The organism is Nocardioides sp. cx-169 (genome assembly GCF_021083605.1).
GTDB lineage: Bacteria > Actinomycetota > Actinomycetes > Propionibacteriales > Nocardioidaceae > Nocardioides.
Genome location: NZ_JAJNRO010000004.1, coordinates 193,567 through 219,824, shown reverse-complemented (window position 1 = coordinate 219,824; position 26,258 = coordinate 193,567). Strand labels below are relative to the sequence as shown.

Below are 26,258 nucleotides of genomic sequence, written 5' to 3'. Positions count from 1 at the left end.
CCTAGGCCGTCCCCCGCCCCCCACGGTGGTTGAGGTGCGACGAGCCCCAGCGAGGAGCCTCGAAACCACCCCGGCGCTCGACGAGCCAGCGCGCGAGGAGGGTGCCGTCGTCCTCGAGGAGGGTGTGCAGGCTCAGGGGGACGTCGAGGGGCGGCGCGGCCACGATGCGCGGGTGGTCACCGCCGATCAGGCGCGGTACGACGGTCGTCGTCAGCTCGTCCGCGACGCCCTGCGCGAGCAGCGCACCGAGCAGCGACGGCCCGCCCTCGGAGAGCAGGTCGACCAGGCCGCGGGCGACGAGCGTCTCCTTGAGCAGCGCCAGGTCGACCCGGTCGTCCCCGAGCGTCAGGACGTGGTCGTGGCCCAGGACGTCGCGCGCCTCGACCAGCCCGGCAGCCGTAGCGGTCGTCGCCAGCAGCACCGAGCCCGCCGGCGCCCCCCGCAGCCTCTCGGGCACGTCGCCGCGCCGGCTGACCAGCACGATCGGCGTTTCCGCCGGCCGGTAGCCCTCGATGCGCGCGGTGCCGGCGCCGACCACGATCGCGTCCGCCAGGGCGCGCAGCGTGTCGAAGACCCGCTTGTCGGCGGCGTTGTTGATGGAGCCGCTCCTGCCCGACTCCCCCGTGGCCGCGCCGTCGACGGTCGACACCATGTTGACCCGCAGCCACGGCGTTCGCGGCGCGGCGTAGATCCGCGTCAGGTCGTCGGTCTCCGGGCCGACGAGCACCCTCATCGCCACACACCCTCCATGCGCATGACCCAGTACTGCACGCCGTACGGGTCGTCGTCGTAGTCCACACGCACCGAGTCCGGGTCGACCTCGATCTCCCGGCCGAGCCACACCAGGCTCGCGACGTCGGCCCACAGCTCCCGGGCCAGGCTCTCGTCGACGTCACCGGCCCGGCCGGCCAGCAGCGCCGCCCGCAGCCCCTCGTCGAAGCCGGCGGCACGCTCGTCCAGGTGACCCGGCGCCTTCTCCGAGCGCGTGGCGCTCCCGTTGGCCACCACGAGCACGCTGCCGGGATGCTCCCTCCTCAGGTCCACCGCGACGCCGGCCTCCTCCGCGAGGCACCGAGCGACGTTCAGTCCCTGCAGGGACCCGTGCACGCCGAAGCCCGCCCCGAGCCAGCGCACCGCGTCCAGGCACGCGGCCCGCAGGTCGGCGACCGGGTCCTCGATCCCCCGGTACGACGGCAGCAGTGCCGGCACGCCGGGCACCAGCGCGACGCGCACCGCCCCGCCGCTCACTGCAGCCCCCGGATCGCCCGGCGGGGCGGGCGCCGCCCGGCGATCGTCCAGACCATGTCCACCGTCTGCCGGGTCTCGACCACCTCGTGCACGCGGTAGAGGCGCGCGCCGGCGAGGGCGCAGACGGCGGTGGCCGCCAGCGTGCCCGTGAGGCGCTCGCCGACCGGGAGCCCCAGGGTCTCGCCCACGAAGTCCTTGTTGGACAGCGAGACCAGCACCGGCCAGCCGGTCGCGACCATCTCGCCCAGGCGCCTGGTCAGCTCGAGGGAGTGGAAGGTGTTCTTCCCGAAGTCGTGGGCCGGATCGATGACGATCGACTCCCGGTCGACCCCGGCGGCCAGGGCGCGCTCGGCGTAGGCGGTGGTGTCCTCGATCGCGGCGCGCACGACGTCGTCGTACTCGACGCGGTAGGGACGCGTGCGCGGGGTCGCGCCGCCGGTGTGGGTGCAGATGAGGCCGGCGCCGAACTGGGCGGCCGCGTCGACCAGCTCGGGGTCAGCACCGCCCCAGGCGTCGTTGAGGACGTCCGCCCCGGCTTCACAGGCGGCCCGGCCGACCTCGGCCCGCCAGGTGTCGACGGAGATCACCAGGCCCGGGAAGCTCTCCCGCACCCGGGCGACGAAGTCCACCACCCGCGCCTTCTCCTCGGCGGCATCGATCTCGACGCCGGGCGCGGCCTTGATGCCCCCGATATCGACGATCTCGGCGCCCTGCTCGACCACGAGCCGGACCCGCTCGAAGGCCTTGTCCTCCGCCCAGGTGGCGCCCCGGTCGTAGAAGGAGTCGGGGGTGCGGTTGACGATCGCCATCATCAAGGTGGCGTCGTCGGCGAACGAGTGACGTCCCAGACGCAGCGTCATACGGTCACCGCAGGTGGTCGCTCGCCGACGTGGACGACCCTCTCGATCGGCACGATCACACCCTCCTCGGAGCGGTACTGCCGCAGCTCCACGATCTGGTCCCCCTCGGTGGACGAGGTGGGAGCCTCGACACCACCGCGCCGACGCGCCACCGCCGCGAGGATCTGGGTCGCCATCGCCCCGAGGTCCAGCAGCCCCTGGTGGGCGTGCGCGCGTCGCCCGAGATCGACCTGCGCGATCGCCTCCGACCCGCGCGCGGCGAGGGTGTCGATCAGCGCGGCCAGCTCGACGGCGTATCCGGTCGGCACCCAGAGCGTCTCGAAGAGCGAGCGCCGTACCGCCCACTCACCGGCGAGCGGCTGCACCAGCCCGGCGAGCTCGGGGTACTCCAGCGCCAGCACCGGTCGCGCCACGAGCTCGGTCACCCGCCCCCCGTCGAGCGGCCCGCCCTCCCCCGCGAGCAGCGGCCGCTCGTAGAACCCCTTCACCAGCGCCACGTCCGGGGCGCTCAGCAGCGGCCCCAGCAGGCCCGGCACGAAGTGGGTGTCCCAGTCGAGCAGGTCGGCGTCCATGAACACGAGCACGTCGCCGGTGGTGACGAACAGCGACTTCCACATCGCCTCGCCCTTCCCGCCGACGCTGCCGAGGTCCGGACGGATCTCCGACGAGCGATGGACGACCGCCCCGGCGTCGGTCGCCACGTCGTACGTCGCATCGGTGGAGTCGGAGTCGATCACGACCACCTCGTCCAGCAGCGCCACCGTGTCCACCAGGGCGCTGCGCACCCGGGTCACGACGTCGCCCACCGTGGCGGCCTCGTTGCGAGCCGGCACCACCAGGCTCACACGGGTCTCCCCCTTGGCGGCCAGCAGGTCGTCGAGGGACCAGTCATCCCAATGGGCGGTCCGAAGCACGCTGTGCAGGGTAGCCGTGGCCCATCTGCCCCGGGCGGAGAGAGCACCGCTGGTCGGGACGCTGGCGGCGACCGTGGCCGATGGCCGCCCACGGCCACTCGGCCGTGGCAGGTTTGGCCAGCAGGCCGAGGGGCACCTACTGACCATGACGGCCCTGGAGATCTCCCTCATCGTGGTGATGGTGCTGGCGCTGCGCTCGGTCCTCGACACCATCCGTCGCTCGCGCTGACCCGGACGGCGCCTCGCCGATCGGCGACCTCCGGGGCCCTAGGACCTGCTGGCCGATCCCCCACGACGGGTCACTCGTACCCCAGGATCTCCCGACGCTTCTCACCCCAGGCGAGGGCGGACGCGATCGCCTCGTCCAGGCTCAGCTCGGTGCGCCACTGGAGCAGCTCGGCGGCCTTGTCGACGTTCGCGTAGGCACCGACGGCGTCGCCCGGCCGCGGCGGCGCCTCCTTCAGCGGGACCTTCTGGCCGAAGACCCGCTCGAACGACGCCACGAGCTCACGCACCGTCACGCCCTCGCCGGTGCCGACGTTGATGACGGTGCTGGGCCCGTCGACGGCGGCGATGACGTCGTCGAACCGCTCGATGGCGCGCACGTGGGCCCGGGCGAGATCCCAGACGTGGATGTAGTCGCGGATGCCCGTGCCGTCGCGGGTGGGGTGCTCGGTCCCGGTGATCGTGAAGGCGTCCTTCTGGCCGCGGGCGGCCATCACGAGCTGTCCGAGCACGTGCGAGGGCTCCTTGGCGTAGATCCCGGACTCGAGGTCGGGGTCGGAGCCGATCGGGTTGAAGTAGCGCAGGATGACCGCGCTGAGGTCGGTCGCGGCCGCCATGTCCTGCAGCACCTGCTCCATCATCCGCTTGGTGCGCGCGTACGGCGAGGTCGGCTCCAGCGGGTCCTCCTCCGTGACCTCGAAGTCGTCCTTGGTGGCGTAGAGCGACGCCGAGGAGGAGAACAGCACGCGGGTCTTGCCCAGCGTGTTGAGCTCGTCGAAGAGCTCCAGCGACTTGGCGACGTTGTCGCGGTAGTAGAGGTAGGGCAGCTCCATGGACTCGGGTACGACGATGCGCGCGGCCATGTGGATCGTCGCGTCGAGGTCGGGGTGCTCCGCGACGATGCGGCGCAGCAGGTCCCGGTCGGCGACGTCGCCCTCGTAGAAGATCCGGTCGCGCACGAACGCCTTGGGCCCGGAGAGCAGGGAGTCGAGGATGACGGGCGTGTGCCCGGCCTCCTCCAGCGCCTTGGCGGTGGTCGATCCGATGTAGCCGGCGCCGCCGGTGACGAGAACCTTCATGGCCGGCAGCCTACCGACGCGACTCCGGCTCAGGCGGCAAGGAAGAAGACCGGCCGCGCGCCGCCCGGCTCTGAGCTCAACTCCCCCTCCGACTCCCTCCGCCTGCCGATGCTTCGCCCCACCACCACTGCAAGCGGAAGCGAGATGAGCGTCCACACGACCAACCCGACCAGCACCCAGAGAACCACGGTCATGATCCCAGTGTGGCGCCGGTCACTCGGGAGGGACATAGGCCCTTCGACCTAGGGCTCGACCACACGAGCGGACTACGCTACCCGGACTCCCTATGTGATGTTCACCTCATTCGGGACAAATTTAGGACCGGCTCTTTGATTCCTACTGCACGGTGTCGCGCGAGCACCTAGATTGAGCCGCATGGGTCCATGGGGGCCCCATCTTGGTGGCAACCCAGCCGCACTTGCTTCTCTGTGCTCCGTTTGGAAGACGTATGACGATCCTGTGGGACCGTGAGACACGGCTCCGGAAGTCCGTGTCCTCACGAGCCCTCCGCTACCTTCCTGCCACGGCGTTCCTGGTCGATGCCCTCGTCATCATCGCCTCGGCGATGCTCGGCGCGCTCGGCCGTGACGTGCTCTTCGCGACCGACACCGACATCGCCGGACATCTGGGCATCGTCGGGCCGCTGATCGTCCTGGGGTGGATCGGCACCATCGTGCTCGCCGGGGGCTACACCAAGAGCGTGTTCGACGCCGGGACCGACGAGTACAAGCGCGTCGTCCAGTCCAGCTTCATGACCGCGGGGCTCGTGGGCGTCGCCTGCTACTTCGCGAGGTTCCCGCTGTCGCGCGGGTTCTTCCTCCTCACCTTCGTCATCGGGATCCCCGCGCTCGTCCTGGGACGCGTCCTACTCCGACGCTTCGTGCACGCCGCCCGGCGCCGAGGCTCCCTCCTCCACCGGGTGCTCATCGCCGGGTCTCCCGGCCACATCGACGAGATCGCCCATGTCCTGCGCCGCGAGACCTGGCTCGGCTATCAGGTGATCGGTGCTCTCACGCCTGCGCACTACCTGGAGGAGGAGACTCGTGGCGGCGTCCCGGTGCTGGGCAACAGCGACGACGCCACGTCGGCGGTCCTCGAGCATGAGGCCGACATCGTCTTCTTCGCCGGCGGCGCACTGAGCTCTGCCACGCAGATGCGGCGGATCGCCTGGGACCTGGAGCACCAGGACGTCCAGGTGGTCGTGGCGCCCTCGGTCACGGACGTCTCGGCTGAGCGCGTGCGCATCCGTCCGGTCGGTGGACTCCCGCTCATGCACATCGACCCGCCCAAGGCCACCGACGCAGCACGATGGGGCAAGCGGCTCTTCGACATCGTCGGCTCCGCCTCCCTCGTCCTTCTGCTCAGCCCGGTCTTCCTCCTCGCAGCCGTCAGCATCAAGATGCACGACCGCGGTCCGGTGCTGTTCCGCCAGACGCGGGTCAGCCGACACGGTGGCGAGTTCCCGTGCCTGAAGTTCCGCAGCATGGTGACGGACGCGGAGGCGCTGCTTCAGCAGCTGCACGCCGAGGTCGGGCACCACGAGGTCCTCTTCAAGATGCGGGAGGACCCTCGCATCACCCGCCCCGGCCGGTGGCTGCGCCGCTTCTCGATCGACGAGCTCCCCCAGCTGTTCAACGTCCTGCGCGGCGAGATGAGCCTCGTCGGCCCTCGTCCCCCGCTGCCCAGCGAGGTGGCCCGCTACCGGGGCGACGTCAACCGGCGGATGCACGTCCGCCCCGGCCTGACCGGTCTGTGGCAGGTCTCCGGACGCTCCGACCTCTCCTGGGACGAGACGGTCCGCCTCGACCTCTACTACGTCGACAACTGGTCGATGCTCCAGGACCTCTCGATCCTGGCCAAGACCGTCGGCGCCGTCTTCGGCTCCCGCGGCGCTTACTGAGCCAGGGACAGCTCGTCGTCTGGGCCACCGGGGAGCTCATCGCGTCCGGGGCTGCTGCCACCGGCGCGCTAGTGCCGTTGCGATATCCACGAGACCCAGGACGCCAAGGACGACCCCCAGGGGTTGGCCACGGAACCATACGAACTCGGCATCTGGGAATGCCAGCACCAACACGGCCCCGACGATGACTAAGCAAACGCCGAGAGCCAGCTCCGTCACGAAGTTCATGCCTCGACGCTGCCGCAGACTGCGGAGCGTCCACATCGGCAGTTGGCAGGGGCGCTACCCAGACGAAAGTTCCGACGGTCGCCCACGGGTCGATCCCCGCACCGCCAGGCACCTCGCCTCTTCACCGGAAAGGTGCCCGCTGTTGCTAGCGGGCGAGGCCAGAAAGAGCAATCCCGACCGCAGCGATGTACTGGCGCACCCTTCGCCCCGGCCCACCCGACCTCAAGCCGTTCGGCCCTCCTGGCGGGCCTCGACCAGCAGGTCGAGGAGATAGGCGCCGTAGCCGCTCTTGGCGAGCGGCTGGGCGAGCTCCTCGAGGCGGGCGTCGTCGATGAAGCCCATCCGCCAGGCCACCTCCTCCGGCGCGCCGATCTTGGTGTCCTGGCGCTTCTCGATGGCGCGCACGAAGTTGCTGGCGTCGTTCAGGTCGTCGAAGGTCCCGGTGTCCAGCCAGGCCGAGCCGCGCGGCAGCACCTCGACCTGGAGCCGGCCCTGCTCGAGGTAGATCCGGTTCAGGTCGGTGATCTCGAGCTCGCCGCGATCCGACGGCTTCAGGTGCTTGGCCAGCTCCACCACGCCGTTGTCGTAGAAGTACAGGCCGGGCACCGCGAAGTGGCTGCGCGGGTGCTCCGGCTTCTCCTCGAGGGAGAGCGCGCGACGGTTCTCGTCGAACTCCACCACGCCGTACGCCGACGGGTCCGCGACCCGGTAGCCGAAGACCGCGGCGCCGTCGATGTCGGCGAAGCGCCGCAGCCGGGTGCCGAGGCCGGCGCCGTGGAAGATGTTGTCACCCAGGACCAGGCCCGCAGGCTCCGAGCCGAGGTGCTCCTCGCCGATGACGAAGGCCTGGGCCAGCCCGTCGGGCGAGGGCTGTACCGCATAGCTGATCTCGATCCCGAACTGCGAGCCGTCGCCCAGCAGCCGGCGGAACTGCTCGGCCTCGTGGGGCGTCGTGATCACCAGGATCTCCCGGATGCCCGCCAACATCAGCGTCGACATCGGGTAATAGATCATCGGCTTGTCGTAAATGGGCATGAGTTGCTTGCTCACGGCGTGGGTGATCGGGTGCAGTCGCGAGCCCGTACCGCCGGCCAAGATGATTCCGCGCATGCGCAGACTCTAGGGTGAGGGCGTGGACCATGTACTCGTGACCGGCGGCGCCGGCTTTATCGGCTCCAATTTCGTCCATCACCTGGTGAGGGAGACCGACGCCCGGGTGACCGTGCTCGACAAGCTGACCTACGCCGCGTCACGGGAGTCCCTCGAAGGACTGCCCGCCGACCGGGTGGAGCTCGTGGTCGGTGACGTGGCCGACGGGGAGCTGGTCGACGGGCTGGTCGCGGACGCGGACGCGGTGGTCCACTTCGCTGCGGAGTCGCACAACGACAACTCCCTGACCGAGCCGGGGCCGTTCATCCAGACCAACATCGTCGGCACCTTCCAGATCCTCGAGGCGGCCCGCCGCCACGACACCCGCCTGCACCACATCTCGACCGACGAGGTCTACGGCGACCTGGAGCTCGACGACCCGCAGCGCTTCACCGAGGCCACGCCGTACAACCCGAGCAGCCCCTACTCCGCCGCCAAGGCGGGCTCGGACCACCTGGTGCGCGCCTGGGTCCGGAGCTTCGGCGTCCGGGCGACCATCAGCAACTGCTCCAACAACTACGGCCCCTGGCAGCACATCGAGAAGTTCATCCCGCGCCAGATCACCAACGTGATCGACGGGGACCGCCCGAAGGTCTACGGCAACGGGACCAACGTCCGCGACTGGATCCACGCTCAGGACCACTCGGCCGCCGTGTGGCTGATCCTGCAGCAGGGTCGCATCGGCGAGACCTACCTGATCGGCGCCGACGGTGAGCGCAACAACCTGCAGGTCGTGCGCAGCATCCTCGCGCACTTCGGCCGCCCGGCCGACGACTTCGACCTGGTCACCGACCGCGCCGGCCACGACCTGCGCTACGCCATCGACTCGAGCAAGCTGCGCGACGAGCTCGGCTGGAGCCCGGTCTACTCCGACTTCGAGGGCGGCCTCGCCCGCACCATCGAGTGGTACCAGGAGCACGAGGACTGGTGGCGGCCCCACAAGCAGACCACCGAGGCCTTCTACGCCGCCAAGGGTCAGTGACGTCACGTGCGAGCTCGCGAGCCCGGGGCGTCACATCGGTCGTCGAGCAGCGCGCGCGACCGAGGAACGAGGTCGCGACCGCGCGTGTCGAGACCCGGTGACGTAAGCACCCACGACGACTCGACCGATCGGATCCGGCATGCCTGACCTCATGATCGAGACCACCCCCATCCCCGGCCTCCTGGTCGTGCACCTCGACCTCCGCGAGGACGCCCGCGGCTTCTTCAAGGAGAACTGGCAGCGCGAGAAGATGGTCGCGCTCGGGCTGCCCGACTTCGGGCCGGTGCAGAACAACATCTCCTTCAACGCCACCCGCGGCGCCACCCGGGGCATCCACACCGAGCCGTGGGACAAGTTCGTCTCCGTGGCCAACGGCCGGATCTTCGCCGCCTGGGTCGACATGCGCGAGGGAGAGACCTTCGGCGCCACCTTCCACGTGGAGATGGACCCGTCTGTCGCCGTCTTCGTCCCCCGCGGGGTGGGCAACAGCTACCAGACGCTCGACGACGGGGTCGCCTACAGCTACCTCGTCAACCAGCACTGGCGCCCGGGCATCGCCTACCCGGCCCTCGACCTGGCCGACGCGACCGTCGCGATCCCGTGGCCGATCCCGCTCGCCGAGTGCGAGATCTCCGAGAAGGACCTGAGCAACCCCCGCCTGCAGGACACCGTCCCCGTCGGGCGTCCGCGCCCGCTCGTCCTCGGCGCCGAAGGCCAGCTCGGGCGCGCCCTTCTGGAGGCCTTCCCCCACGCCCTCGGCGTGAGCCGCAAGGAGCTGGACCTCACCGACCCCGCAGCGCTGGCCGCCTGGCCCTGGCACGACCACGAGCTCGTGCTCAACGCCGCCGCCTACACGGCCGTCGACGCCGCCGAGACCCCCGACGGCCGGGTCGCCGCGTGGGCGGCCAACGCGGCCGGCCCGGCGGCCCTGGCCCGGCTGGCCGACGAGCACCACCTCACCTTGGTGCACTTCTCCTCCGAGTACGTCTTCGACGGCACCGCCGCCGAGCACCCAGAGGACGAGCCGTTCTCGCCGCTGGGCGTCTACGCCCAGTCGAAGGCGGCCGGTGACGTCGCCGTCGCCACCGCCGAGCGTCACTACCTGCTGCGCACGTCCTGGGTGATCGGCGAGGGCAGGAACTTCGTGCGCACGATGCAGAGCCTGGCCGAGAAGGGCGTGTCCCCCCAGGTCGTGGACGACCAGGTCGGGCGTCTCACCTTCGCTCACGAGCTGGCACGCGCGACCCGGCACCTCGTCGACACGGCGGCGCCGTACGGCACCTACAACGTCACCAACGGCGGCGCCACGACCAGCTGGGCGGACGTCGCTGCGCAGGTCTTCGCGTTGAGCGGGCGCTCACGTGACGACGTCGCGCGCATCTCCACCGAGGAGTACGCCGCCGGGAAGCAGCTGGCTCCCCGCCCGGCGAGCTCGGTCCTGCCGCTGACGAAGCTCGAGTCCACCGGGTTCGTGCCGGTCGACGCGATGGCCGCCTTGAGCGACTACCTGACCGACTCCCGCTGAGGCGCGGCCGCGGAGGCGTCAGTGGCCGCGCAGAGCCGGGCCATGGCGTCGCGCACGGCATCGGCGGTGCCCGTCACGGGCAGAGCCGACACGCTCCGGGCCGGCATGAGGGGGACGGGGACGTGTGACACCAGCTGGTGGACCGGCCGGACGTGCTGCGGCTCATCGTCGCCGAAGAGCTCCTCGTGCATCTTCTCGCCCTCGCGCAGCCCGGTGAACTCGATACTCACCCGGGTGCCCGACTGCTCGATGAGCTGGTGTGCCACGTCCAGGATCCGCACCGGCTCGCCCATGTCGAGCACCAGGGCCTCCCCCGGGCCCCCGATGGCGGCGGCCTGGATGACCAACTGGCAGGCCTCCTCGATGGTCATGAAGAAGCGGGTGACGTCGGGGTCGGTGACGGTGACCGGGCCACCCTCCGCGATCTGCTTGGCGAACGACGTCAGCACCGAGCCTCGGCTGCCCAGCACGTTGCCGAACCGGACGGAGAGGAACGTGCCGGCGGCTTGCTGTGCCGTGGCCGAGGTCAGGCACTCCGCGATCCGCTTGGAGTAGCCCAACACGCTGCACGGGTTGGCGGCCTTGTCGGTCGAGATGTTGACGAAGCGATCGACGACGACCAGGTCGGCGGCGTCCAGCACATTGGCGGTCCCGGCGATGTTGGTCTTGACCGCCTCGGCGGGGTACTGCTCGAGCATCGGCAGGTGCTTGAGCGCCGCGGCGTGGAAGACCACGTCGGGGCGACGCGCCGCGAAGATGGCGGTGACGGCCGCCCGATCGCGGATGTCGCAGAGGATGACCTCGTCGGAGTCGAGCAGGGCCCGCCCGTGGATCGAGAGCTGAAGGGCGTGGAGTGCGGACTCGTCGCGGTCGAGCATCATCAGCTCGGCCGGAGCGAAGCGGTGGATCTGTCGGCACAGCTCGGAGCCGATGGAGCCGCCGGCGCCGGTGACCAGGACCCGGCGCCCGGTGAGGTAGTCCGCGATGGCGGCGACGTCGGTGTCGAGCTGGTTGCGGCCCAGCACGTCGGTCAGGTTGATGTCGCGCAGGTCGCGGATGCCCACGTGGTCGTCGAGGAGCTGGGTGCTCGCCGGCAGCACCTTGACCGCGAGCTCGGCGTCCAGAGCCGCCAGCCGGAGCCGGTTGATCGTCGCGGCGTCCGCGCTGGGAAGCGCCAGGACCACCGTGTGCACGTGGTACTCCGCGGCCTTCTCGGCGAGGCTCTCCGTCGTGCCGACCACCGGGATCTGCCGGAGCCGCAGATGGCGCTTGCGCGGGTCGTCGTCGAGGATCGCCACCGGGCGCCACTGGCGTGCCGGGTCGCGCATCATCGAGCCGATCAGCTCCCGGCCGGCGTCGCCGGCTCCGACGACCAGGACCCGGGTCGAGCCGTCCGCGAACCGCTCGTCGTCGTACTCGTTGAAGCGGCGCCACGAGGCGCGGGCATAGGCCATCAGGACCAATGCCGCCAGCGTGGCCCCCGCCGGGACCGAGCGCGGCACCCACTGGGTGGTCAGGTTGACCGCCGTGACCAACCCCCCGGAGCCGACGACGCAGAGCCCGAGCAGCAGCATCTCCTCGAGGCTGGCGACCCGGGCCCGGCCCTGGTGGAGCCGGCCGACGGCGGCGACGACGAGGTAGAGCAGGGCCGTCGCCGCGCCCACGGCTGCCACTTCGAGCCATGGGACGCTCTCGGCTGCCGTGTCGAACCGCAGCCACGCGAAGACCAGGTAGGAGCACATCCACGCCACCACATCGACGCTCGCGGACAGGACGAGCCGATAACGGCGCACTCGGACCACGAGGCTGCTCACGGGTAGGCGCTCCCAACAGGATATTTGGTGCACCAGAGGTACCACGTGGGAAGAGCCAGCGTGGCGGTTCGCCGAATCCTTGTCGATCGGCGGAAGAGCAGTTGACGTCGCGGACTAGCGGCGCACGGAGGCGTCCGACACCTTCTCGTGCTTGCCGGCCCCACCCTTGAGAGGGGCGTAGGAGTAGCCGTAGCCGTAGCCGTAACCGGTCGACTTCTTGGCGGGGGCCAGGTTGACGACCACGCCGACGCACTTCGCGTCGACCTGCTCGACCCGCTCGAGCGCATGACGGAGCTGGTCGCGCGTGGTCTTGCCGTGGCGCACCACGGCGAGCATGCCGTCGGCCTGGGCGGACAGCAGCGCGGCGTCGGTGACCGGGAGCAGGGGGGGCGTGTCCAGGATCACCACGTCGAAGCGCTCCCGAAGGTCCTTGATGAGGACCTCCATGGCCTGCGACTGCAGGAGCTCGGAGGGGTTGGGCGGCAGCTGCCCGCACGCGAGCACCTTCAGGTCCGTGCCGTCATAGGTCTGCAGGGCGTCGTCCAACGAGACCTTGCCGATCAGCACGCTCGTGGTGCCGACCGCCTCGTCCAGTCCGAGGCGTCGCGCGATGAGGGGACGGCGCAGGTCGCACTCGACCAGCGCCACCCGCTCGCCCGCCAACGACAGGGTGATCGCCAGGTTGACCGCGGTCGTCGACTTGCCTTCGGCCGGCAGAGAGCTCGACACCACGAAGACCCGCCGCTCGTGGTCGACGTCGACGTACTGCATGTTGGTCCGCAGGACGCGGAACGCCTCCGCCCACGGACTCGACTCCGCAAGAGCGACGGCCGGGGCCTTCTTCACGGCGGCAGGGTCGCTGTTGATGTGGCCCAGGATGGGGGCGGAGGTGACCAGGGCGATGTCGTCGCTCGACGACAGCGTGTTGTCCATGAGATCGCGCAGCACCGCGAGGCCGAGGCCGAGCAGCAGCCCGAGGACGGCCCCCAGGCCGATGTTGCGCACGGGTTGCGGGCTCACGGGGGAGGACGAGACCTGGGCGTTGTCGACGATCGAGGCGGTGATCAGCGCGTTGGCCTGGCCGCGCGGTGTCTCGAGGTCCGCGACCAGGTCGCTGAGGGCCTCGGCGTAGGCCTGGGCGATGTCACGGGCCTCCGCAGGATCGGGGTCCGTCGCCGTCAGCACGATGTTGACGGTCTCCGGCACCACCTCGGCCGAGATGGCCGCCCGAAGCCCCTCGGGGTCGTTCGCTGCCGTCCCGCCCAAGTTGCTGGCCACACTCTCGGCGAGCTTTCTCGTCCCCACCAGGTCCACGTACGAGGACGCGCGCTGAGCAGCGAAGGTGTTCCCCGCGAGGGCATCGTTGGTGTCCGAGGGGGTGGTCGAGACGAAGATGCGCGCGGACGAGGAGTACTTCGGGGTCGCCTGCCAGGTGAGGAAACCGGCCGCGGCGACACACAGCAGGAAGACCACGACGATCAACTTCCAGCGTCGTTGCACCGTCTGCCAGTAGTCCTTGAGCTCCACGATCGTCCCGTCCTCCGGTGCACCCCCCATGCGTGCGCGCAGGTCACTGTAGCGGCAGGGGAGGAACCGACCGAAACCGACTGAAGTGACGCATCTGGCCTCGGCGCGACCGCAAACCGGCCGTCGCGCCTCACCCTAGCGGCGGCGAAGCCCGGCCAATGCCGGACGCACGTCGACCAGGAAGACGATCGTCGCGATGGTGAAGGCGAGATTGACGATCATCCCGAAGACGGGCAGCAGCTGCAGCACCACGGCCAGGCACAGGATGATCCCCCACGCAGGCTTGGTGAGCTTGCCCGCCGCGACGTACGACTCGGACGAGTAGGTGAGCGCGGTGACCAGCGCGAAGATCTTGACGGCCAGCAGCACCAGTTGAAGCACCACGGCGATGTCACCTTGCAGTCCCATGGCCCCAGCCTAGCGATTGGACGACGAGGCCCCCGGAGCTCATACCTCCGGGGGGCCTCGTGGCGCGTCAGAACAGCGTCAGCTGTCCGTCGTCGGGTGTTCTTCAGTCGCCGACCTTCTGGGCGGCGTCGGTGGCCGCCTTGGCCGCGTTGGAGGCGGTCTTCTTCGCGGCGGTGGTCGTCGCCTTCGCGCTGCTGCGGGCGGGGCCCGAGGACTTCTTGGCGGTCGTGGCCGTCTTCTTGGCCGCGGTCGACGCCTTCTTGGCGGTCGACTTGGTGGCCTTGGCGCCCTGGGTCTTGGTGGTCTTGGCCTTGGCGGTGGTGGTCTTGGCCGTGGACACGGTGGCCTTCGTCGACTCCTGGTGGCGCACGCGGGTGACCAGGTTCTCGCCGCGCTTGGCCAGGTCGGCGTAGGTGCCGGTCACCGTGGCGACGTTCTCGTTGACCGCGCTCTGCACCTTGGCGGGCAGGGTGAGGGCGTCGGCCTGCAGGGCCTCGACCCGGGAGCTGACGGCGGTCAAGGCCTGGTCGCGCAGCGCCTTGGGTTCGAAGTCGAGGCCGCTGACGGTCTTCTGGACGTCCTTCTGGTAGCCCGAGATCCTCTTCTGCACGTCGGCGACGTAGTCGCGCACGATCCCGACGGCGAGGTCGGTGGCGCCGACGCCGGCATACAGCGGCTTCGCCGCGACGGGGGGAAGCTCCAGGGTCGAGATGTCGAACTTGGCCTTGGCCATGGCGTTCTCCTTCGGTTGCGGGGTGGGGGCGTACGCGTCAGTCGTCGTCGGAGGTGCGCCCGGCGTTGAGTGCCAGGAACGACGAGTAGACGTCGAGCAGGGACTGCTTCTGCCGCTCGGTGAGGCCCGCGTCGTTGAGCACGGCGAGCTCGACCGAGCCACCGACACCGTCCTCCGGGCTGAGGATCCCGGCGCGGATGTAGAGCTGTTCCGCGGAGATGCGCAGTGCCTTGGCGATCTGCTGCAGGACCTCGGCGGAGGGCTTGCGCAGACCACGTTCGATCTGGCTCAGGTAGGGGTTGGAGACTCCGGCCTGCTCGGCGAGCTGACGGAGCGAGAGCCGCGAGGCGACCCGCTGCTCCTTCAGGTAGTCACCGAGGGACTCAACGGTCTTACCGACCTTTCCCTTTGCCATGGCTCCATAGTGCTAACAAGAGCAAGCAAAATGCAAACTCAGAGCCGGTGACATCGGGCACAAACCCCTGTTTTAAGCGGGAATTCGGCAGGCGACCCAGCAAGCACTGGCCCGGGTCGCGCCCCGGTCTCGACACGCTCGCTGCGCTCGCGGCTCGACCACCGAGGGGCTCACCCCCGCCGGCGCCAGGCCCTCGCTGGTCGTGGCGAGCGCAGCAAACCGCGTCATCTCGTTGGTCGAGCCGGCGAGCGCAGCGAGCCGTGTCGAGACCCCGCGACGACCTCAGAACACCGCGCGGATCTCTCCGACCGGCACGCCGCCACCAAGCAGCTCGACCACGCCCGTGCGCCGAACGGCGTCACCGTTGACCCACGCCTCCCGATCCACACCGGAGCGGCTCAGAGCGGCGGCCATCAGCACGGGGCGCACGCGGGCCGCCCCGTCGTCGGTCTTGAGCGCGAACGCGCGTCCGTCCGGCAGGGCCACGGCGTAGCACGACTCGGCGCCGGCCTTGCCGATGGCGCCGGGCATCGCGGTGAGCAGCGCGAGCTCGTCGCGACGCGTCCCTGACACGAACTCCGGGTGGCGACGGATGGCGCCGGCGATGCGGGCCTCCGGTCCATCCTTGGCAACGGCGAGGGCGCGGAAGGCCCGCGCCAGACCGACGAGCGTGGTGGACAGCAGCGGGGCCCCGCACCCGTCGACGGCGACGGCCTCGACGGGGACGCCGGTCAGCTCCGCGAAGGTGCTCATGATGAGCTGCTGCAGCGGATGCGCCGGGTCGCGATAGGTGTCGAGGTCCCAGCCGTTGACCGCGCACGTGACCAGCATCCCGGCGTGCTTGCCAGAGCAGTTCATGGCGATCGGCGTCGTCGGCCGGCCCGAGCGCAGCGCCTCGATGCGGGCCTCGTCATCGAGTGGATAGTCCGGCGGGGTCTGCAGCGCGGACTCGTCGAGGCCGGCGGTCGCGAGAATCCGGCGTACGCCGTCGAGGTGGAAGTCCTCGCCCGAGTGGGACGCGCACACGAGCGCGAGGAGGTCGTCGGGCAGGTCGAGGCCGGCCCGGACCATGGCGAGGGCTTGCACAGGCTTGTTGCACGAGCGCGGCAGCATCGCGTGGTCGACCGGTCCGACGGACCAGTGCACCCCGCCGTTGTCCGCCAGAGCGACGACGGAGCCGTAGTGGTGGCCCTCGACGAAGCCGGAACGGACGATCTCGGCGAGCACGGGGGACGTGGTCATGGGCGGACTCTCGCCGGGTTCCCGACGACCGTCACCTTGGGGTCGACGTCTCGCACTACGGCGGCGCCGCTACCCACCACCGCATCGGTCCCGATTCGCAGCCCCTGGTTGATGCTCGCCCCCGTCCCGACGAAGGACCGGTCTTCCAGATGAACGTCGCCGCTAATCGCGCTCAGTGGACTGACGGTCACGCAGGCTCCCAGCGTGGAGTCGTGGCCGAGCGTGCTGTTGGCGCCGACCTGGACGTCCGGCCCGATCACTACGTGGTTCGCGACGCTCACATGCGAGCAGACGACCGCGCCCGGCCCAAGGGTCACCTTGCGGCCCATGGTGGCGGTGGGATGGATGAGGATCGGTCGTTCGCGCACCCCCATGGACTCGACGACGCGATGCCGCGTCTGCGGATGGGCGATCCCCACCACGACGGCCACGTCCGCGGGCAGTTCGAGCATCTGGGCCGTCGGCCCGAGGTGCGGCACCTCGAAGGACGCCAGCAGCTCGCCGTCTGGGTGACCGTCGTCGAGCACACCCATCACGTCGAACCCCTCGCCGGGGCGACCGGCGGCATTGATGGCGTCGACGATGTCGAGGATCTCCCGGCCGAATCCGCCTCCGCCCACCACTGCCAGGCGTCGTCTCATGCGCTCATGCTCTCAGGGTGCTCGCCCGAAGTCGTCCTCGAGCCGGGTGATGTCGTCCTCGCCGGTGTAGGCCCCCTGCTGGACCTCGATGATCTGCAGGTCCTCGGAGTGCTCGTTGGACAGCCGGTGGGTGGCGCCGCGTGGCACATCGATGCACTGCCCGGGGGACGCCACCACGACCTCGCCGTCGACCGTGCAGGTGGCGATCCCGAAGATCACCACCCAGTGCTCCGAGCGGTGCTGGTGCGTCTGCAGTGACAGGCGCTTCCCGGGGTGGACCACGATGCGCTTGACCTTGTAGCCCTGGCCGTCCTCGATGACGTGCCAACTCCCCCAAGGGCGGTCCTGAGACATCTCGGACATCGCGGTCTCACTCTCGTCGGGGCGCAGTGGCGCGCGGGTGCACGCTACAACGCTCGGCGCCGGGGTCCGGGGCGGCCCGGGCGATGCGGCAGGATGAGTCCGTGCCTCATCCTCCTGCCCCGCAGCACTGCCCATCGCCGCGCGAGCTCGACGACCTCGAGCTGCTCAGTGTCGGGGCGCTGGTGCCGATCCGGGCGTTCAATGAGCCTGGCAGCCCCGTCACGCTGACCTTGCCGCCGAATGTCGCCGCCGCCGCGGCGGATGCCGGCGCCGTGGAGCTGGTCGACCCCGAGGGTCTCCCCCTGGCCCGCGTCACGGTGGCCGGACCGGATGGCTGGGCCGTCGAGCCGTTGACCCACGCCCAGTACGGCCCGTTCCGCAGCCACTACCTCTCCCCCGCCGTCGTCCGCGAGCGCTACGCCGGGCGGGCCTTCGTGCCGGTCACGGACGCCCTGACCGACGTGCAGCTGCGCGAGATCCGCGACCTCGGTCCCACCGTGCTGCTGGCCCTGGTCGGCCACGGCACGCCGGAGCTCTCACCGGTCGCGCTGATGCGCGCCACCCTGGTGGCCGCCGAGTACCTCGACGCCGAGGTGGTCGCGGTGCCGCTCGCCTCGCACGGCGATGCGGCCACCGACCACGACCTCGGCCTTCAGGTCGTCGCCAACTACGCGGGGCTGGACCGGGTGCACGGGCTCCGCGACGTCGGAGAGCTGCCACTGGAGATCGCCGAGATCGTGGACGCCGACCGGCCCGGGCCCGAGCAGCAGGGCCTCGTGCTGTTCTTCACCGGCCTGTCCGGCAGCGGCAAGTCGACCCTCGCGCGGGCCCTGATGGACAGGGTGCTCGAGCAGGGCGAGCGGACGCTCACCAGCCTCGACGGGGACGTCGTACGCCGCAACCTGTCGGCCGGGCTGACGTTCTCCAAGGAGGATCGCGAGACCAACATCCGCCGGATCGGCTGGGTCGCCGCCGAGATCTCGCGCCACCGCGGCGTCGCCGTGTGCAGCCCCATCGCGCCGTTCGACCAGACGCGCCAGCAGGTGCGGGCGATGGTCGAAGAGGCCGGCGGCGCCTTCTTCCTCATCCACGTGGCGACACCGCTGGAGGAGTGCGAGCGCCGCGACCGCAAGGGCCTCTACGCTAAGGCCCGCGCCGGCGAGATCCCCGAGTTCACCGGCATCTCCTCGCCCTACGAGGAGCCTACGGACGCCGACGTCCGCGTCGACACCACGGGCCGCTCCATCGATGACGCCCTCGCCGACGTCCTCGACGCCCTCCGCGACGCGGGCTACCTCGACCTGGGCACGGAGCGCGAGGCCTCAAGCCTCGCCGCTGACGCTCCTCGCGCCTCCACCACCGAGGGCGAAGCGCCGGTGGTTGAGGTGCGAGCGGAGCGAGCGAAACCACCCGAGGAGGACGACGCGCCGGCACCGAGCCCCACCCTCAACGTGCTGTTCGTGTGCACCGCCAACATCTGCCGCTCCCCCTACATGGAGCTCTCGGCCCGCACGGCGACGGCCGAGGACCAGGGCGTCATGTTCCGCAGTGCGGGCACCCACGGCTTCCGTGAGCACCCGATGGACGCCGTGATGGCCGAGGCGCTCGGCCGGCGGGGCATCGACAGCGCTGGGTTCGTCAGCCGCCCGCTCAGCCCCGAGCTCGTCGAGCAGGCCGACCTGGTGCTGACCGCGGAGGCCTCGCACCGCACCTTCATCCTGCAGGACCACCCGACCGCGTTCCGCAAGGTCTTCACCCTCGGGCAGTTCGCCCAGGCGGCGACCGCGAACGACCTCGCGGGCGCCGACCTGCTGACGGCGGTCGCCGAGCGGCGCGGCAACGCGGACGTCGGTCTGGACGTCCACGACCCCTACGGCCGGGGGCCGGAGGCGGCCGAGGCGTGCGCCACTCAGATCGACGAGCTGCTGCGCGTCGTCGTCCCGGCACTCACCGGGTCGGCGAGGATCGGCGCATGAGCGACCTGATCACCGCCGACTTCTCCTCCATCCTGATCGCGGGGTTCGTCGTCGGCATCGTCGTGGGCCTGACCGGGATGGGCGGTGGGGCGCTCATGACCCCCGCGCTGATCTTCCTCGGCGTGGGCGACACCGCCAAGATCGTCACTGCCGACCTCACGGCCGCCGCGATCTACAAGACCGGCGGCGCGATCGTCCACTCGCGGGAGGGCTCCCCCAACCTGGCCCTGGCCAAGTGGCTCATCCTCGGCTCGGTGCCGACCGCGCTGGCCGGACCGCACCTGCTCGCGGGAGTCGTGGATCCCGAGGACATCGACGACGTGCTCAAGATGAGCATCGGCTTCGCCCTCCTCCTGGCGGCCTCCACCTACGCGCTTCGCCTCTACCTCAACCTGCGCCGGGTCCGCGCCGGCGGCCCGAGCGGCGACCCGAATCCCAAAATCCGCCCGATCCCGACGCTCCTCGTCGGGGCGCTCGGCGGCCTGCTGGTCGGCATCACCAGCGTCGGCTCCGGCTCGGTCATCATGGTCGCGCTGCTCATGCTCTACCCCGGGCTCTCCGCCGTGAAGCTTGTCGGCACCGACCTCGTGCAGGCGGTCCCGCTGGTTCTCGCCGCCGCGATCTCCAACATCATCGTCAACGACGGCCTGGACATGGGCCTGACCCTGCCGCTGGTCCTCGGCTCGGTGCCCGGCACCATCCTCGGCAGCAAGCTCGCGCCGCGGGTGCCGCAGTCGTTCATCCGGCGGGCGATCGTCGTGGTGCTGACCATGTCCGGCGTCGCCCTGCTCGACAAGGCCGGCTGGGCCCCCCTGGGCGTCGAGCAGACGCACCCCGTGCTCATCGGGCTCGTCGGGCTGGCGATGGTGTTCCTGGTGCCCCTGGTCTGGGGACTGCTGCGCAAGGAGCAGGGCCTGCCGATGTTCGGCGCCCCCACGGTGGCCGAGCTGGAGGAGCTGGGCTACCACCAGCCAGCCCGTCCGCCGGACCGCACCACCTAGCCACACCAGCCGACCCCTCGCGGCCACCGCGACGGCGTACTCCCCGGTGAGAAACTGCTGTGTCACACTCGACATTGGTCGCGTCTTCGTGCTCGGGGAGGCACCTGGCTACGATGTCCGTTGCTGTCCACCGAGAGGTCCCCGTTCCCCCATGACCCAAACTCATGCCGACTACCAGCTGAGCCAGCTCGACCAGCTGGAGGCGGAGTCGATCCACATCATCCGCGAGGTCGCGGCCGAGTTCGAGAAGCCCGTCCTGATGTTCTCCGGCGGCAAGGACTCGATCGTGATGCTCCGCCTCGCGGAGAAGGCCTTCTACCCGGCGAAGATCCCGTTCCCCGTCCTGCAGGTGGACACCGGCTACGACTTCCCCGAGGTCCTGGAGTGTCGTGACCGCTGGGTCGCCCGCACCGGCGTACGCCTGATCGTGGCCAGCGTCGAGGAGGCGATCGCCAACGGCGTGATCGTCGACGACGGCAAGACCAGCCGCAACCGCATGCAGACCGGCACCCTGCTGCACGCCCTCGAGGAGGGCGGCTTCACCGCCGCCTTCGGTGGCGGGCGGCGCGACGAGGAGAAGGCTCGCGCCAAGGAGCGCGTCTACTCGCACCGCGACGAGTTCGGCCAGTGGGACCCGAAGATGCAGCGCCCCGAGCTGTGGAGCCTCTACAACGGCCGCATCCACTCCGGCGAGCACATGCGGATCTTCCCGATCTCCAACTGGACCGAGCTGGACATCTGGGACTACATCGGCCGCGAGGGCATCGAGATCCCCTCCATCTACTTCTCCCATCAGCGCCGCGTCTTCGAGCGTGACGGCATGCTGCTGACCGAGAGCGACTTCAACCCGATGAAGGGCAACGAGACCGCCGAGGAGCGCACCGTCCGCTTCCGCACGGTCGGCGACCTGACCCTGACCGGGTGCGTCGAGAGCACCGCCAGCACGATCGAAGAGATCATCGCCGAGGTCGCCATCGCCCGCGTGACCGAACGAGGCGCCACCCGTGGCGACGACCGATTCTCCGAAGCCGCCATGGAGGACCGGAAGAAGGAAGGCTACTTCTGATGGACCTGCTCCGATTCGCCACCGCCGGCTCCGTCGACGACGGCAAGTCCACCCTCATCGGGCGGCTGCTGCTGGACTCCAAGTCGATCTTCGAGGACCAGTTGGAGGCCGTCGAGGCCACCAGCGTCTCCAAGGGCTACGACTACACCGACCTGGCCCTGCTGACCGACGGTCTGCGCTCCGAGCGCGAGCAGGGCATCACGATCGACGTCGCCTACCGCTACTTCGCCACCCCGGCCCGCAAGTTCATCATCGCGGACACGCCAGGACACGTGCAGTACACCCGCAACATGGTCACCGGCGCCTCCACCGCCGACCTCGGCCTGGTGCTCGTCGATGCCCGCCAGGGCCTGACCGAGCAGTCGCGCCGCCACGCCGTCATCCTGTCCCTGCTGCGGGTCCCCCACCTGGTGCTCGCGGTCAACAAGATGGACCTCGTCGACTTCTCGCAGGAGGTCTACGACCGGATCCACGCCGAGTTCCGAGCGTTCGCAACCAAGCTCAACATCCCCGACCTCGAGGTCATCCCGATCTCCGCGCTGTCCGGCGACAACGTCGTCAACCGCTCCGAGCGGATGGACTGGTACAGCGGCCCGACGCTCATGCACCACCTCGAGCACGTCCACGTCGCCTCCGACCGCGACCTGGTCGACGTGCGCTTCCCGGTCCAGTACGTCGTGCGCCCCAAGTCCGACGAGCACCACGACTACCGCGGGTACGGCGGCATGGTCGCCGGCGGCGTCCTCAAGCCGGGCGACGAGGTCGTCGTCCTGCCCAGCGGCATGACCTCCAAGATCGCCGGCATCGACCTTTTCGACAAGGAGAGCTCCGAGGCGTTCCCCCCGATGTCGGTGACCATCCGCCTCGAGGACGACGTCGACGTCTCGCGCGGCGACATGATCGCCCGGCCGTCTAACGCGCCCAAGCCCAGCCAGGACATCGACGCGATGATCTGCTGGATGACCAACGAGCCGCTCCGCCCCCGCCAGAAGCTGGCGATCAAGCACACGACCCGTTCGGCCCGCGCCCTGGTCAAGGACATCCAGTACCGCCTGGACATCAACACTCTGCACCGCGACCAGGAGACCAAGGAGATCGGCCTCAACGAGATCGGCCGCGTCCAGCTGCGCACCACCGTGCCGCTGCTATGTGACCCGTACTCGAAGAACCGCACCACCGGGTCGTTCATCCTGATTGACGAAGCGACTGGAATCACGGTTGGCGCTGGCATGATCAACAGTTCCAGTTGACGCGACCGCCACACTGGTTGAAAGCCCACATTAACCGAACGGATCCCCATGCACCGCGAACCGGTTACCGACAATCGGTCCGTTTCGCCCTCCTACGGTGAGAGTGCGGAGGAGGCGCGGGTCGGGTCGGAGCCGAGGTTGCTTATAGTCAGCAACAATTGCTTATCTACTTCAGGCTCTAACGGCCGCACTTTGGACAGCTTCCTCCGCAGCTACCCCGCCTCCCGAATCGCACAATTCTTTATCAGCGCCCAGACACCCGACGTTGCCACCGCAGGCCAGTACTTCAGGATCACGGATCGAGATGTCCTGCTTCGCCTCGTGCGCCGCGGACCGATTGGCTCGGTTGTTCAACCTCAGACCAGGGCCGCTCCTTCTCCCTCGGTGACTAAGCGGCCCAGACGCACTGCGTTCAGGATGCTGGCGAGGGAGCTCCTCTGGTCCGCGGCCCACGTTCGAGGGCTGAGTACGTTTGAGAAATTCGTCGCAGATTTCAGACCGCAGGTCATTCTCGTTCAGGCGGGCGATTCCATCTTCATGCTCCGCCTGGCCCTGGCCCTCTCCAAGGCTCACAGTGCGCCTCTGCTCGTGTATAACAGCGAAGACTACTTCTTTAAGAAATCAAACTATCTAGATGACCGGAACAACAGGGCAAGTGCTCCCCTCTACCGGATCTGGCATCGCGTGCTACGGCGGGCTATACGGGCCACCTTCCGGCACGCCAGCCACGTTTTCTATAGTTGCTCTCCATTGCAGCAGACTTTTTCCGACCTTTCAAACGCGCCCTCTTCAGTCCTCCTGACGTCCACAGAGATTTCACCCCGGACTACGACAGCGACCACTGAAGCCATCGACCTTGTTTACACCGGCAACCTGGGGCTCGGTCGCTTAGAGGCACTCCTCGAGGTGGCATCAGTTGCCCACGATATAAACCGGGCCGCGGTTCTCCGAATCTTCGGCCCACCCCCAACTGCAGCCGTCCTGGCCACGCTCGCCTCCGCACCGGCGGTACGCTATTGCGGTCTCGTGGATCAAAGTACAGTAATTAAAGCCATCACCAGTTCACATCTCAACATACATGTGGAGAGCTTTAACCCCGCCTACCGCGCGCAATTGACACACGCCTTTTCGACTAAGATCGCCGACTACCTCGCCACCGGGACATGTCTGTTTGCCTACGCGCCACCTGAGATCGCCAGCACTCAGTACCTTAAGGAAACCCAAAGCGCCATAGTGGCAGATTCACCGGAGAATCTTAGACCTTCCCTACAGAAAGCCATGCGGGAACCCCGCATGCGCGCATGCTCGAGCGCGCGTGCCATAGAGGTAGCGGAGACCAATCATTCTGCAACGCGCAACAACTACCACTTTAGAGAAATCGCAATTCAAGCCGCGCGCGGTCACAGCGGGTCGGTAGAATTGTGAAAATAGTTCAGATCAATAACGTCTATTCTTCGGGAAGCACGGGCCGCATCACCTCAAATTTGCACCATGACCTCATAAGGAGAGGGCATCAATCATCTGTCCTTTATGGGCGTGGCCGCAAAAGCGATGACGCCCAGGTTGTCAAAGTGGCCTCGGAGAAGGCCGCGAAGTGGAATGCGGCTAAGGCGAGGGCTTATTCGCTACAATACGCTGGTTCGGAATTTGCTACCAGAAGAATAATTCGCCACCTTGAGCGTGAAAAGCCCGACATAGTACACATGCAGTGCCTTAACGGCTATTTTGTTAATATCTATGCGCTGCTCGATTGGCTAAGAGTAAAGGATAAGACTTGCGTCTTGACTTTACATGCCGAATTCATGCACACCGGGGGTTGTGGACATGCCTTGGACTGTGACAAATGGCGTCTCACGCCCGGCTGCGGTCGGTGTCCCCAACTTCGCGACGCCACCAAATCCTTCGTCTTAGATCGGACCCGCGAGGGTTGGGAACGCATGGAGAATGCATTCCGTGGCTTCAGTGACCAGATCACGATTGTTTCCGTGTCTCCATGGTTGCAGGCACGTGCCCAGGCCTCGCCCATTCTCAGTCATCTGAAACACCAAACGGTGTTGAACGGGCTCGACGACGACGTGTTCAGACGCACCACCCCCGCTCCAATTGAAATGCACCGCAACGCCGATCAGAAGGTGCTACTTCACGTCACCCCGCTGTTCGATGCCTCCCCCACATCCTTCAAGGGAGGACAAGACGTGGTGGCGCTTGCACGACAGTTGGGCAGCCGAGTCAAAGTCGTGGTACTTGGGGATGTGGCCCCGGGTGCAGGTAAACAACTGCCAGAGAACGTCGTATGCGTCGGCCGCATCTCCGATGCCCGCCGCTTGGCAGCGTTCTACACCGCTGCAGACGCGACCTTGCTCACGAGTCGGCGTGAGACCTTCTCAATGGTGACCGCGGAATCCCTAGCGTGCGGCACACCGGTCATCGGCTACAGAGCAGGCGGGCCTGAGCAGATCGCGCTTCCCGATCACAGCACTTTCGTCGCTCAAGGCGACCTTCCCGCCCTGGCTGCGGCTGTCGAGCTATCCACTCAAAGTACCGAGTTGGAAAGGGAAGCAATGAGCTTGAGAGCCAGAGACAAGTATTCAAATCGTCGTATGACCACCGAGTACCTTCAAATCTACCGCTCCGCGATGGCCAGAGACACCAAGTGACGCCATATTGGTGCGCACTGGTCGCCCTGGCAGCCGCGGCAGGGCTGACGCAGCCTCTAGCCAACCGGGCATTGCGAGGATCCATCGTGACATTGGTGGGATGCGGTGCACTCACAACGGTTCAGGCGCTCCGCGACCCACAGCTCGGAATCGACGTAGGCTCCTACTTGAACGCATTTCATCTTTCGCATTCATTAGATTTCCTTGCTGGCGACACATTGTACAACTTTGAGATCGGCTTTAGTCTCTATGCCCAGTTCCTTGCTAAACAAGGTCTGAGTGATCAATGGTTTCTTGCCATTACGGCTATCGTCACAATGCTTCCCGTCGGACTGACCATACGTCGCTACAGCCGCATGCCCGCGCTAAGCGTGTTCCTATACGCCACCTTAGGGTTCTACCTCTTCTCGTATTCAGGCCTTCGACAAGCCATGGCCGTCGCAATATGCTTCTGGGCATACAGGTTTATTATCGACCGAAAACCGTTACCCTTCCTTGCCATGGTACTTGCAGCGTCGCTTTTCCACCAAAGCGCCCTAGCCTTCATACCCGCCTATTGGCTATTTCCAATTTTGCCCACCGGGCCGATCGTAATTGCCGGGATAGCGATCATCATCGCCACGTTTGCGCTTCGCGCAGAGATCTATCCCATTTTGTACTCCCTCTATCGAGACTCCCCAGTCCTCATAGAAAACACCGGCGCTGGGCTTCTCTTCGTGGCCCTAGCGCTCTTGTGGTTGGCGGCCTTGGCCCTCGGGGGACCAGACGACAAGGGGCATAACTCACCAACTTTGAATGGAACGCGGAACTACTTATATCTTGCAGTTCTCTTCCAAGCTCTGGCCAGTGTTTCTTTTATCGTCGGCAGGACCGGATATTACTATTTGATCTTCTTGGTTCTACTCGTGCCAGAACTCATCGAACGCCAGGAGAAACCTTCAATCAAGGCGGCCATGTGGTTGATTACTGTTCCTGCTTGCCTATTGTTCTTCTTCACTCAGGCTGGAGCGTTCGGCTTGAATCCATATAAATCGTTCAACTGACAATGACTTGTG

The 26,258-nt window shown here is 68.1% G+C and carries 26 protein-coding genes; 11 read left to right on the top strand and 15 right to left on the bottom strand.

Features of this window, described 5'->3' with window-relative positions:
• Position 1 precedes the first annotated feature (1 nt).
• The 4 genes from LRP67_RS06740 to LRP67_RS06725 are packed head-to-tail and all read right to left on the bottom strand — an operon-like array spanning position 2 to position 3,022.
• A complete protein-coding gene (locus tag LRP67_RS06740) occupies positions 2-733 on the bottom strand; it encodes a dihydrofolate reductase family protein (RefSeq protein WP_231269418.1) in 732 nt (243 codons plus the stop codon).
• Positions 730-1,233: a hypothetical protein gene (locus LRP67_RS06735; RefSeq protein ID WP_231269417.1), complete on the bottom strand. Its 504-nt coding sequence runs from the start codon at positions 1,231-1,233 to the stop codon at positions 730-732. Before LRP67_RS06735 ends, LRP67_RS06740 begins: the two co-directional genes overlap by 4 nt.
• 11 nt (positions 1,234-1,244) lie before the next feature.
• Complete coding sequence (gene folP / locus LRP67_RS06730) at positions 1,245-2,108, bottom strand: dihydropteroate synthase (protein ID WP_231269416.1); 864 nt, start codon at positions 2,106-2,108, stop codon at positions 1,245-1,247.
• Positions 2,105-3,022 (bottom strand): glucosyl-3-phosphoglycerate synthase, encoded by a 918-nt coding sequence (locus LRP67_RS06725; RefSeq protein WP_231269415.1) that lies wholly within the window; start codon positions 3,020-3,022, stop codon positions 2,105-2,107. Before LRP67_RS06725 ends, folP begins: the two co-directional genes overlap by 4 nt.
• A 16-nt stretch (positions 3,023-3,038) precedes the next feature.
• Between LRP67_RS06725 and LRP67_RS06720 the strand changes: the two genes are divergently transcribed.
• Entirely contained in the window at positions 3,039-3,251 is a 213-nt protein-coding gene (locus LRP67_RS06720; protein ID WP_231269414.1) for a hypothetical protein, read from the top strand.
• 70 nt (positions 3,252-3,321) lie between these two features.
• Here the strand turns inward: LRP67_RS06720 and galE are convergent, their stop codons facing one another.
• Together galE and LRP67_RS06710 are read right to left on the bottom strand one after the other, a co-directional pair.
• Positions 3,322-4,326, bottom strand: a complete 1,005-nt coding sequence (gene galE, locus LRP67_RS06715) for a UDP-glucose 4-epimerase GalE (protein WP_231269413.1) — start codon at positions 4,324-4,326, stop codon at positions 3,322-3,324.
• Between the two features lie 29 nt (positions 4,327-4,355).
• Entirely contained in the window at positions 4,356-4,520 is a 165-nt protein-coding gene (locus LRP67_RS06710; RefSeq protein ID WP_231269412.1) for a hypothetical protein, read from the bottom strand.
• 296 nt (positions 4,521-4,816) lie between these two features.
• Between LRP67_RS06710 and LRP67_RS06705 the strand changes: the two genes are divergently transcribed.
• Positions 4,817-6,226: a sugar transferase gene (locus LRP67_RS06705; RefSeq protein ID WP_231269411.1), complete on the top strand. Its 1,410-nt coding sequence runs from the start codon at positions 4,817-4,819 to the stop codon at positions 6,224-6,226.
• 450 nt (positions 6,227-6,676) lie between these two features.
• Here LRP67_RS06705 and rfbA read toward each other — a convergent pair whose 3' ends face one another.
• Positions 6,677-7,564 carry a glucose-1-phosphate thymidylyltransferase RfbA gene (rfbA, locus tag LRP67_RS06700; protein ID WP_231269410.1) on the bottom strand — a complete coding sequence of 296 codons (888 nt, stop codon included), beginning with the start codon at positions 7,562-7,564 and terminating at the stop codon, positions 6,677-6,679.
• Positions 7,565-7,586: 22 nt separating this feature from the next.
• On the opposite strand from rfbA, the gene rfbB reads away from it, so the two are divergent.
• A complete protein-coding gene (rfbB, locus tag LRP67_RS06695; RefSeq protein WP_231269409.1) occupies positions 7,587-8,585 on the top strand; it encodes a dTDP-glucose 4,6-dehydratase in 999 nt (332 codons plus the stop codon).
• A 139-nt stretch (positions 8,586-8,724) separates the two neighbouring features.
• Complete coding sequence (locus LRP67_RS06690; RefSeq protein ID WP_231269408.1) at positions 8,725-10,110, top strand: sugar nucleotide-binding protein; 1,386 nt, start codon at positions 8,725-8,727, stop codon at positions 10,108-10,110.
• On the opposite strand, the gene LRP67_RS06685 is transcribed toward LRP67_RS06690, so the two are convergent.
• The 8 genes from LRP67_RS06685 to LRP67_RS06650 all read right to left on the bottom strand — a co-directional run bounded on the left by LRP67_RS06685 (position 10,089) and on the right by LRP67_RS06650 (position 17,253).
• Positions 10,089-11,924, bottom strand: coding sequence for a nucleoside-diphosphate sugar epimerase/dehydratase (locus tag LRP67_RS06685; RefSeq protein WP_231269407.1), 1,836 nt, complete (start codon positions 11,922-11,924; stop codon positions 10,089-10,091). The genes LRP67_RS06690 and LRP67_RS06685 overlap by 22 nt on opposite strands.
• A 114-nt stretch (positions 11,925-12,038) precedes the next feature.
• Positions 12,039-13,481: a polysaccharide biosynthesis tyrosine autokinase gene (locus LRP67_RS06680; RefSeq protein ID WP_231269406.1), complete on the bottom strand. Its 1,443-nt coding sequence runs from the start codon at positions 13,479-13,481 to the stop codon at positions 12,039-12,041.
• Positions 13,482-13,586: 105 nt separating this feature from the next.
• Positions 13,587-13,859 carry a DUF2516 family protein gene (locus tag LRP67_RS06675; protein WP_231269405.1) on the bottom strand — a complete coding sequence of 91 codons (273 nt, stop codon included), beginning with the start codon at positions 13,857-13,859 and terminating at the stop codon, positions 13,587-13,589.
• Between the two features lie 103 nt (positions 13,860-13,962).
• Positions 13,963-14,592, bottom strand: coding sequence for a hypothetical protein (locus LRP67_RS06670; RefSeq protein WP_231269404.1), 630 nt, complete (start codon positions 14,590-14,592; stop codon positions 13,963-13,965).
• A 37-nt stretch (positions 14,593-14,629) separates the two neighbouring features.
• Positions 14,630-15,007, bottom strand: coding sequence for a helix-turn-helix domain-containing protein (locus tag LRP67_RS06665; RefSeq protein WP_231269403.1), 378 nt, complete (start codon positions 15,005-15,007; stop codon positions 14,630-14,632).
• A 282-nt stretch (positions 15,008-15,289) separates the two neighbouring features.
• Positions 15,290-16,249 carry an asparaginase gene (locus LRP67_RS06660; protein WP_231269402.1) on the bottom strand — a complete coding sequence of 320 codons (960 nt, stop codon included), beginning with the start codon at positions 16,247-16,249 and terminating at the stop codon, positions 15,290-15,292.
• Positions 16,246-16,890: a NeuD/PglB/VioB family sugar acetyltransferase gene (locus tag LRP67_RS06655; protein ID WP_231269401.1), complete on the bottom strand. Its 645-nt coding sequence runs from the start codon at positions 16,888-16,890 to the stop codon at positions 16,246-16,248. Before LRP67_RS06655 ends, LRP67_RS06660 begins: the two co-directional genes overlap by 4 nt.
• 12 nt (positions 16,891-16,902) lie before the next feature.
• Positions 16,903-17,253 carry a phosphomannose isomerase type II C-terminal cupin domain gene (locus tag LRP67_RS06650; RefSeq protein ID WP_231269400.1) on the bottom strand — a complete coding sequence of 117 codons (351 nt, stop codon included), beginning with the start codon at positions 17,251-17,253 and terminating at the stop codon, positions 16,903-16,905.
• A gap of 101 nt (positions 17,254-17,354) precedes the next feature.
• Between LRP67_RS06650 and cysC the strand changes: the two genes are divergently transcribed.
• The 7 genes from cysC to LRP67_RS06615 all read left to right on the top strand — a co-directional run bounded on the left by cysC (position 17,355) and on the right by LRP67_RS06615 (position 26,246).
• Complete coding sequence (gene cysC, locus LRP67_RS06645) at positions 17,355-19,229, top strand: adenylyl-sulfate kinase (protein WP_231269399.1); 1,875 nt, start codon at positions 17,355-17,357, stop codon at positions 19,227-19,229.
• Positions 19,226-20,230 carry a sulfite exporter TauE/SafE family protein gene (locus LRP67_RS06640; RefSeq protein ID WP_231269398.1) on the top strand — a complete coding sequence of 335 codons (1,005 nt, stop codon included), beginning with the start codon at positions 19,226-19,228 and terminating at the stop codon, positions 20,228-20,230. Before cysC ends, LRP67_RS06640 begins: the two co-directional genes overlap by 4 nt.
• Before the next feature lie 151 nt (positions 20,231-20,381).
• The gene (gene cysD / locus LRP67_RS06635) at positions 20,382-21,296 is read left to right on the top strand and encodes a sulfate adenylyltransferase subunit CysD (RefSeq protein ID WP_231269397.1); all 915 of its coding nucleotides are present in this window, start codon (positions 20,382-20,384) and stop codon (positions 21,294-21,296) included.
• Entirely contained in the window at positions 21,296-22,546 is a 1,251-nt protein-coding gene (locus tag LRP67_RS06630; RefSeq protein ID WP_231269396.1) for a sulfate adenylyltransferase subunit 1, read from the top strand. Before cysD ends, LRP67_RS06630 begins: the two co-directional genes overlap by 1 nt.
• 417 nt (positions 22,547-22,963) lie before the next feature.
• A complete protein-coding gene (locus LRP67_RS06625) occupies positions 22,964-23,971 on the top strand; it encodes a glycosyltransferase (RefSeq protein ID WP_231269395.1) in 1,008 nt (335 codons plus the stop codon).
• Positions 23,968-25,203, top strand: a complete 1,236-nt coding sequence (locus LRP67_RS21790; protein WP_231269394.1) for a glycosyltransferase — start codon at positions 23,968-23,970, stop codon at positions 25,201-25,203. Before LRP67_RS06625 ends, LRP67_RS21790 begins: the two co-directional genes overlap by 4 nt.
• A gap of 86 nt (positions 25,204-25,289) precedes the next feature.
• Complete coding sequence (locus LRP67_RS06615) at positions 25,290-26,246, top strand: EpsG family protein (protein WP_231269393.1); 957 nt, start codon at positions 25,290-25,292, stop codon at positions 26,244-26,246.
• The last annotated feature ends 12 nt before the right edge of the window (positions 26,247-26,258 follow it).

Bases quoted from the DNA above. Each gene is read 5' to 3' on its own strand.
- LRP67_RS06740 (WP_231269418.1), bottom strand. From the start codon at position 733: ATGAGGGTGCTCGTCGGCCCGGAGACCGACGACCTGACGCGGATCTAC.
- folP (WP_231269416.1), bottom strand. From the start codon at position 2,108: ATGACGCTGCGTCTGGGACGTCACTCGTTCGCCGACGACGCCACCTTG.
- galE (WP_231269413.1), bottom strand. From the start codon at position 4,326: ATGAAGGTTCTCGTCACCGGCGGCGCCGGCTACATCGGATCGACCACC.
- LRP67_RS06710 (WP_231269412.1), bottom strand. From the start codon at position 4,520: ATGACCGTGGTTCTCTGGGTGCTGGTCGGGTTGGTCGTGTGGACGCTC.
- rfbA (WP_231269410.1), bottom strand. From the start codon at position 7,564: ATGCGCGGAATCATCTTGGCCGGCGGTACGGGCTCGCGACTGCACCCG.
- LRP67_RS06690 (WP_231269408.1), top strand. From the start codon at position 8,725: ATGCCTGACCTCATGATCGAGACCACCCCCATCCCCGGCCTCCTGGTC.
- LRP67_RS06680 (WP_231269406.1), bottom strand. From the start codon at position 13,481: ATGGGGGGTGCACCGGAGGACGGGACGATCGTGGAGCTCAAGGACTAC.
- LRP67_RS06675 (WP_231269405.1), bottom strand. From the start codon at position 13,859: ATGGGACTGCAAGGTGACATCGCCGTGGTGCTTCAACTGGTGCTGCTG.
- LRP67_RS06670 (WP_231269404.1), bottom strand. From the start codon at position 14,592: ATGGCCAAGGCCAAGTTCGACATCTCGACCCTGGAGCTTCCCCCCGTC.
- LRP67_RS06665 (WP_231269403.1), bottom strand. From the start codon at position 15,007: ATGGCAAAGGGAAAGGTCGGTAAGACCGTTGAGTCCCTCGGTGACTAC.
- LRP67_RS06660 (WP_231269402.1), bottom strand. From the start codon at position 16,249: ATGACCACGTCCCCCGTGCTCGCCGAGATCGTCCGTTCCGGCTTCGTC.
- LRP67_RS06655 (WP_231269401.1), bottom strand. From the start codon at position 16,890: ATGAGACGACGCCTGGCAGTGGTGGGCGGAGGCGGATTCGGCCGGGAG.
- LRP67_RS06650 (WP_231269400.1), bottom strand. From the start codon at position 17,253: ATGTCCGAGATGTCTCAGGACCGCCCTTGGGGGAGTTGGCACGTCATC.
- LRP67_RS06640 (WP_231269398.1), top strand. From the start codon at position 19,226: ATGAGCGACCTGATCACCGCCGACTTCTCCTCCATCCTGATCGCGGGG.
- cysD (WP_231269397.1), top strand. From the start codon at position 20,382: ATGACCCAAACTCATGCCGACTACCAGCTGAGCCAGCTCGACCAGCTG.
- LRP67_RS06630 (WP_231269396.1), top strand. From the start codon at position 21,296: ATGGACCTGCTCCGATTCGCCACCGCCGGCTCCGTCGACGACGGCAAG.
- LRP67_RS06625 (WP_231269395.1), top strand. From the start codon at position 22,964: ATGCTGGCGAGGGAGCTCCTCTGGTCCGCGGCCCACGTTCGAGGGCTG.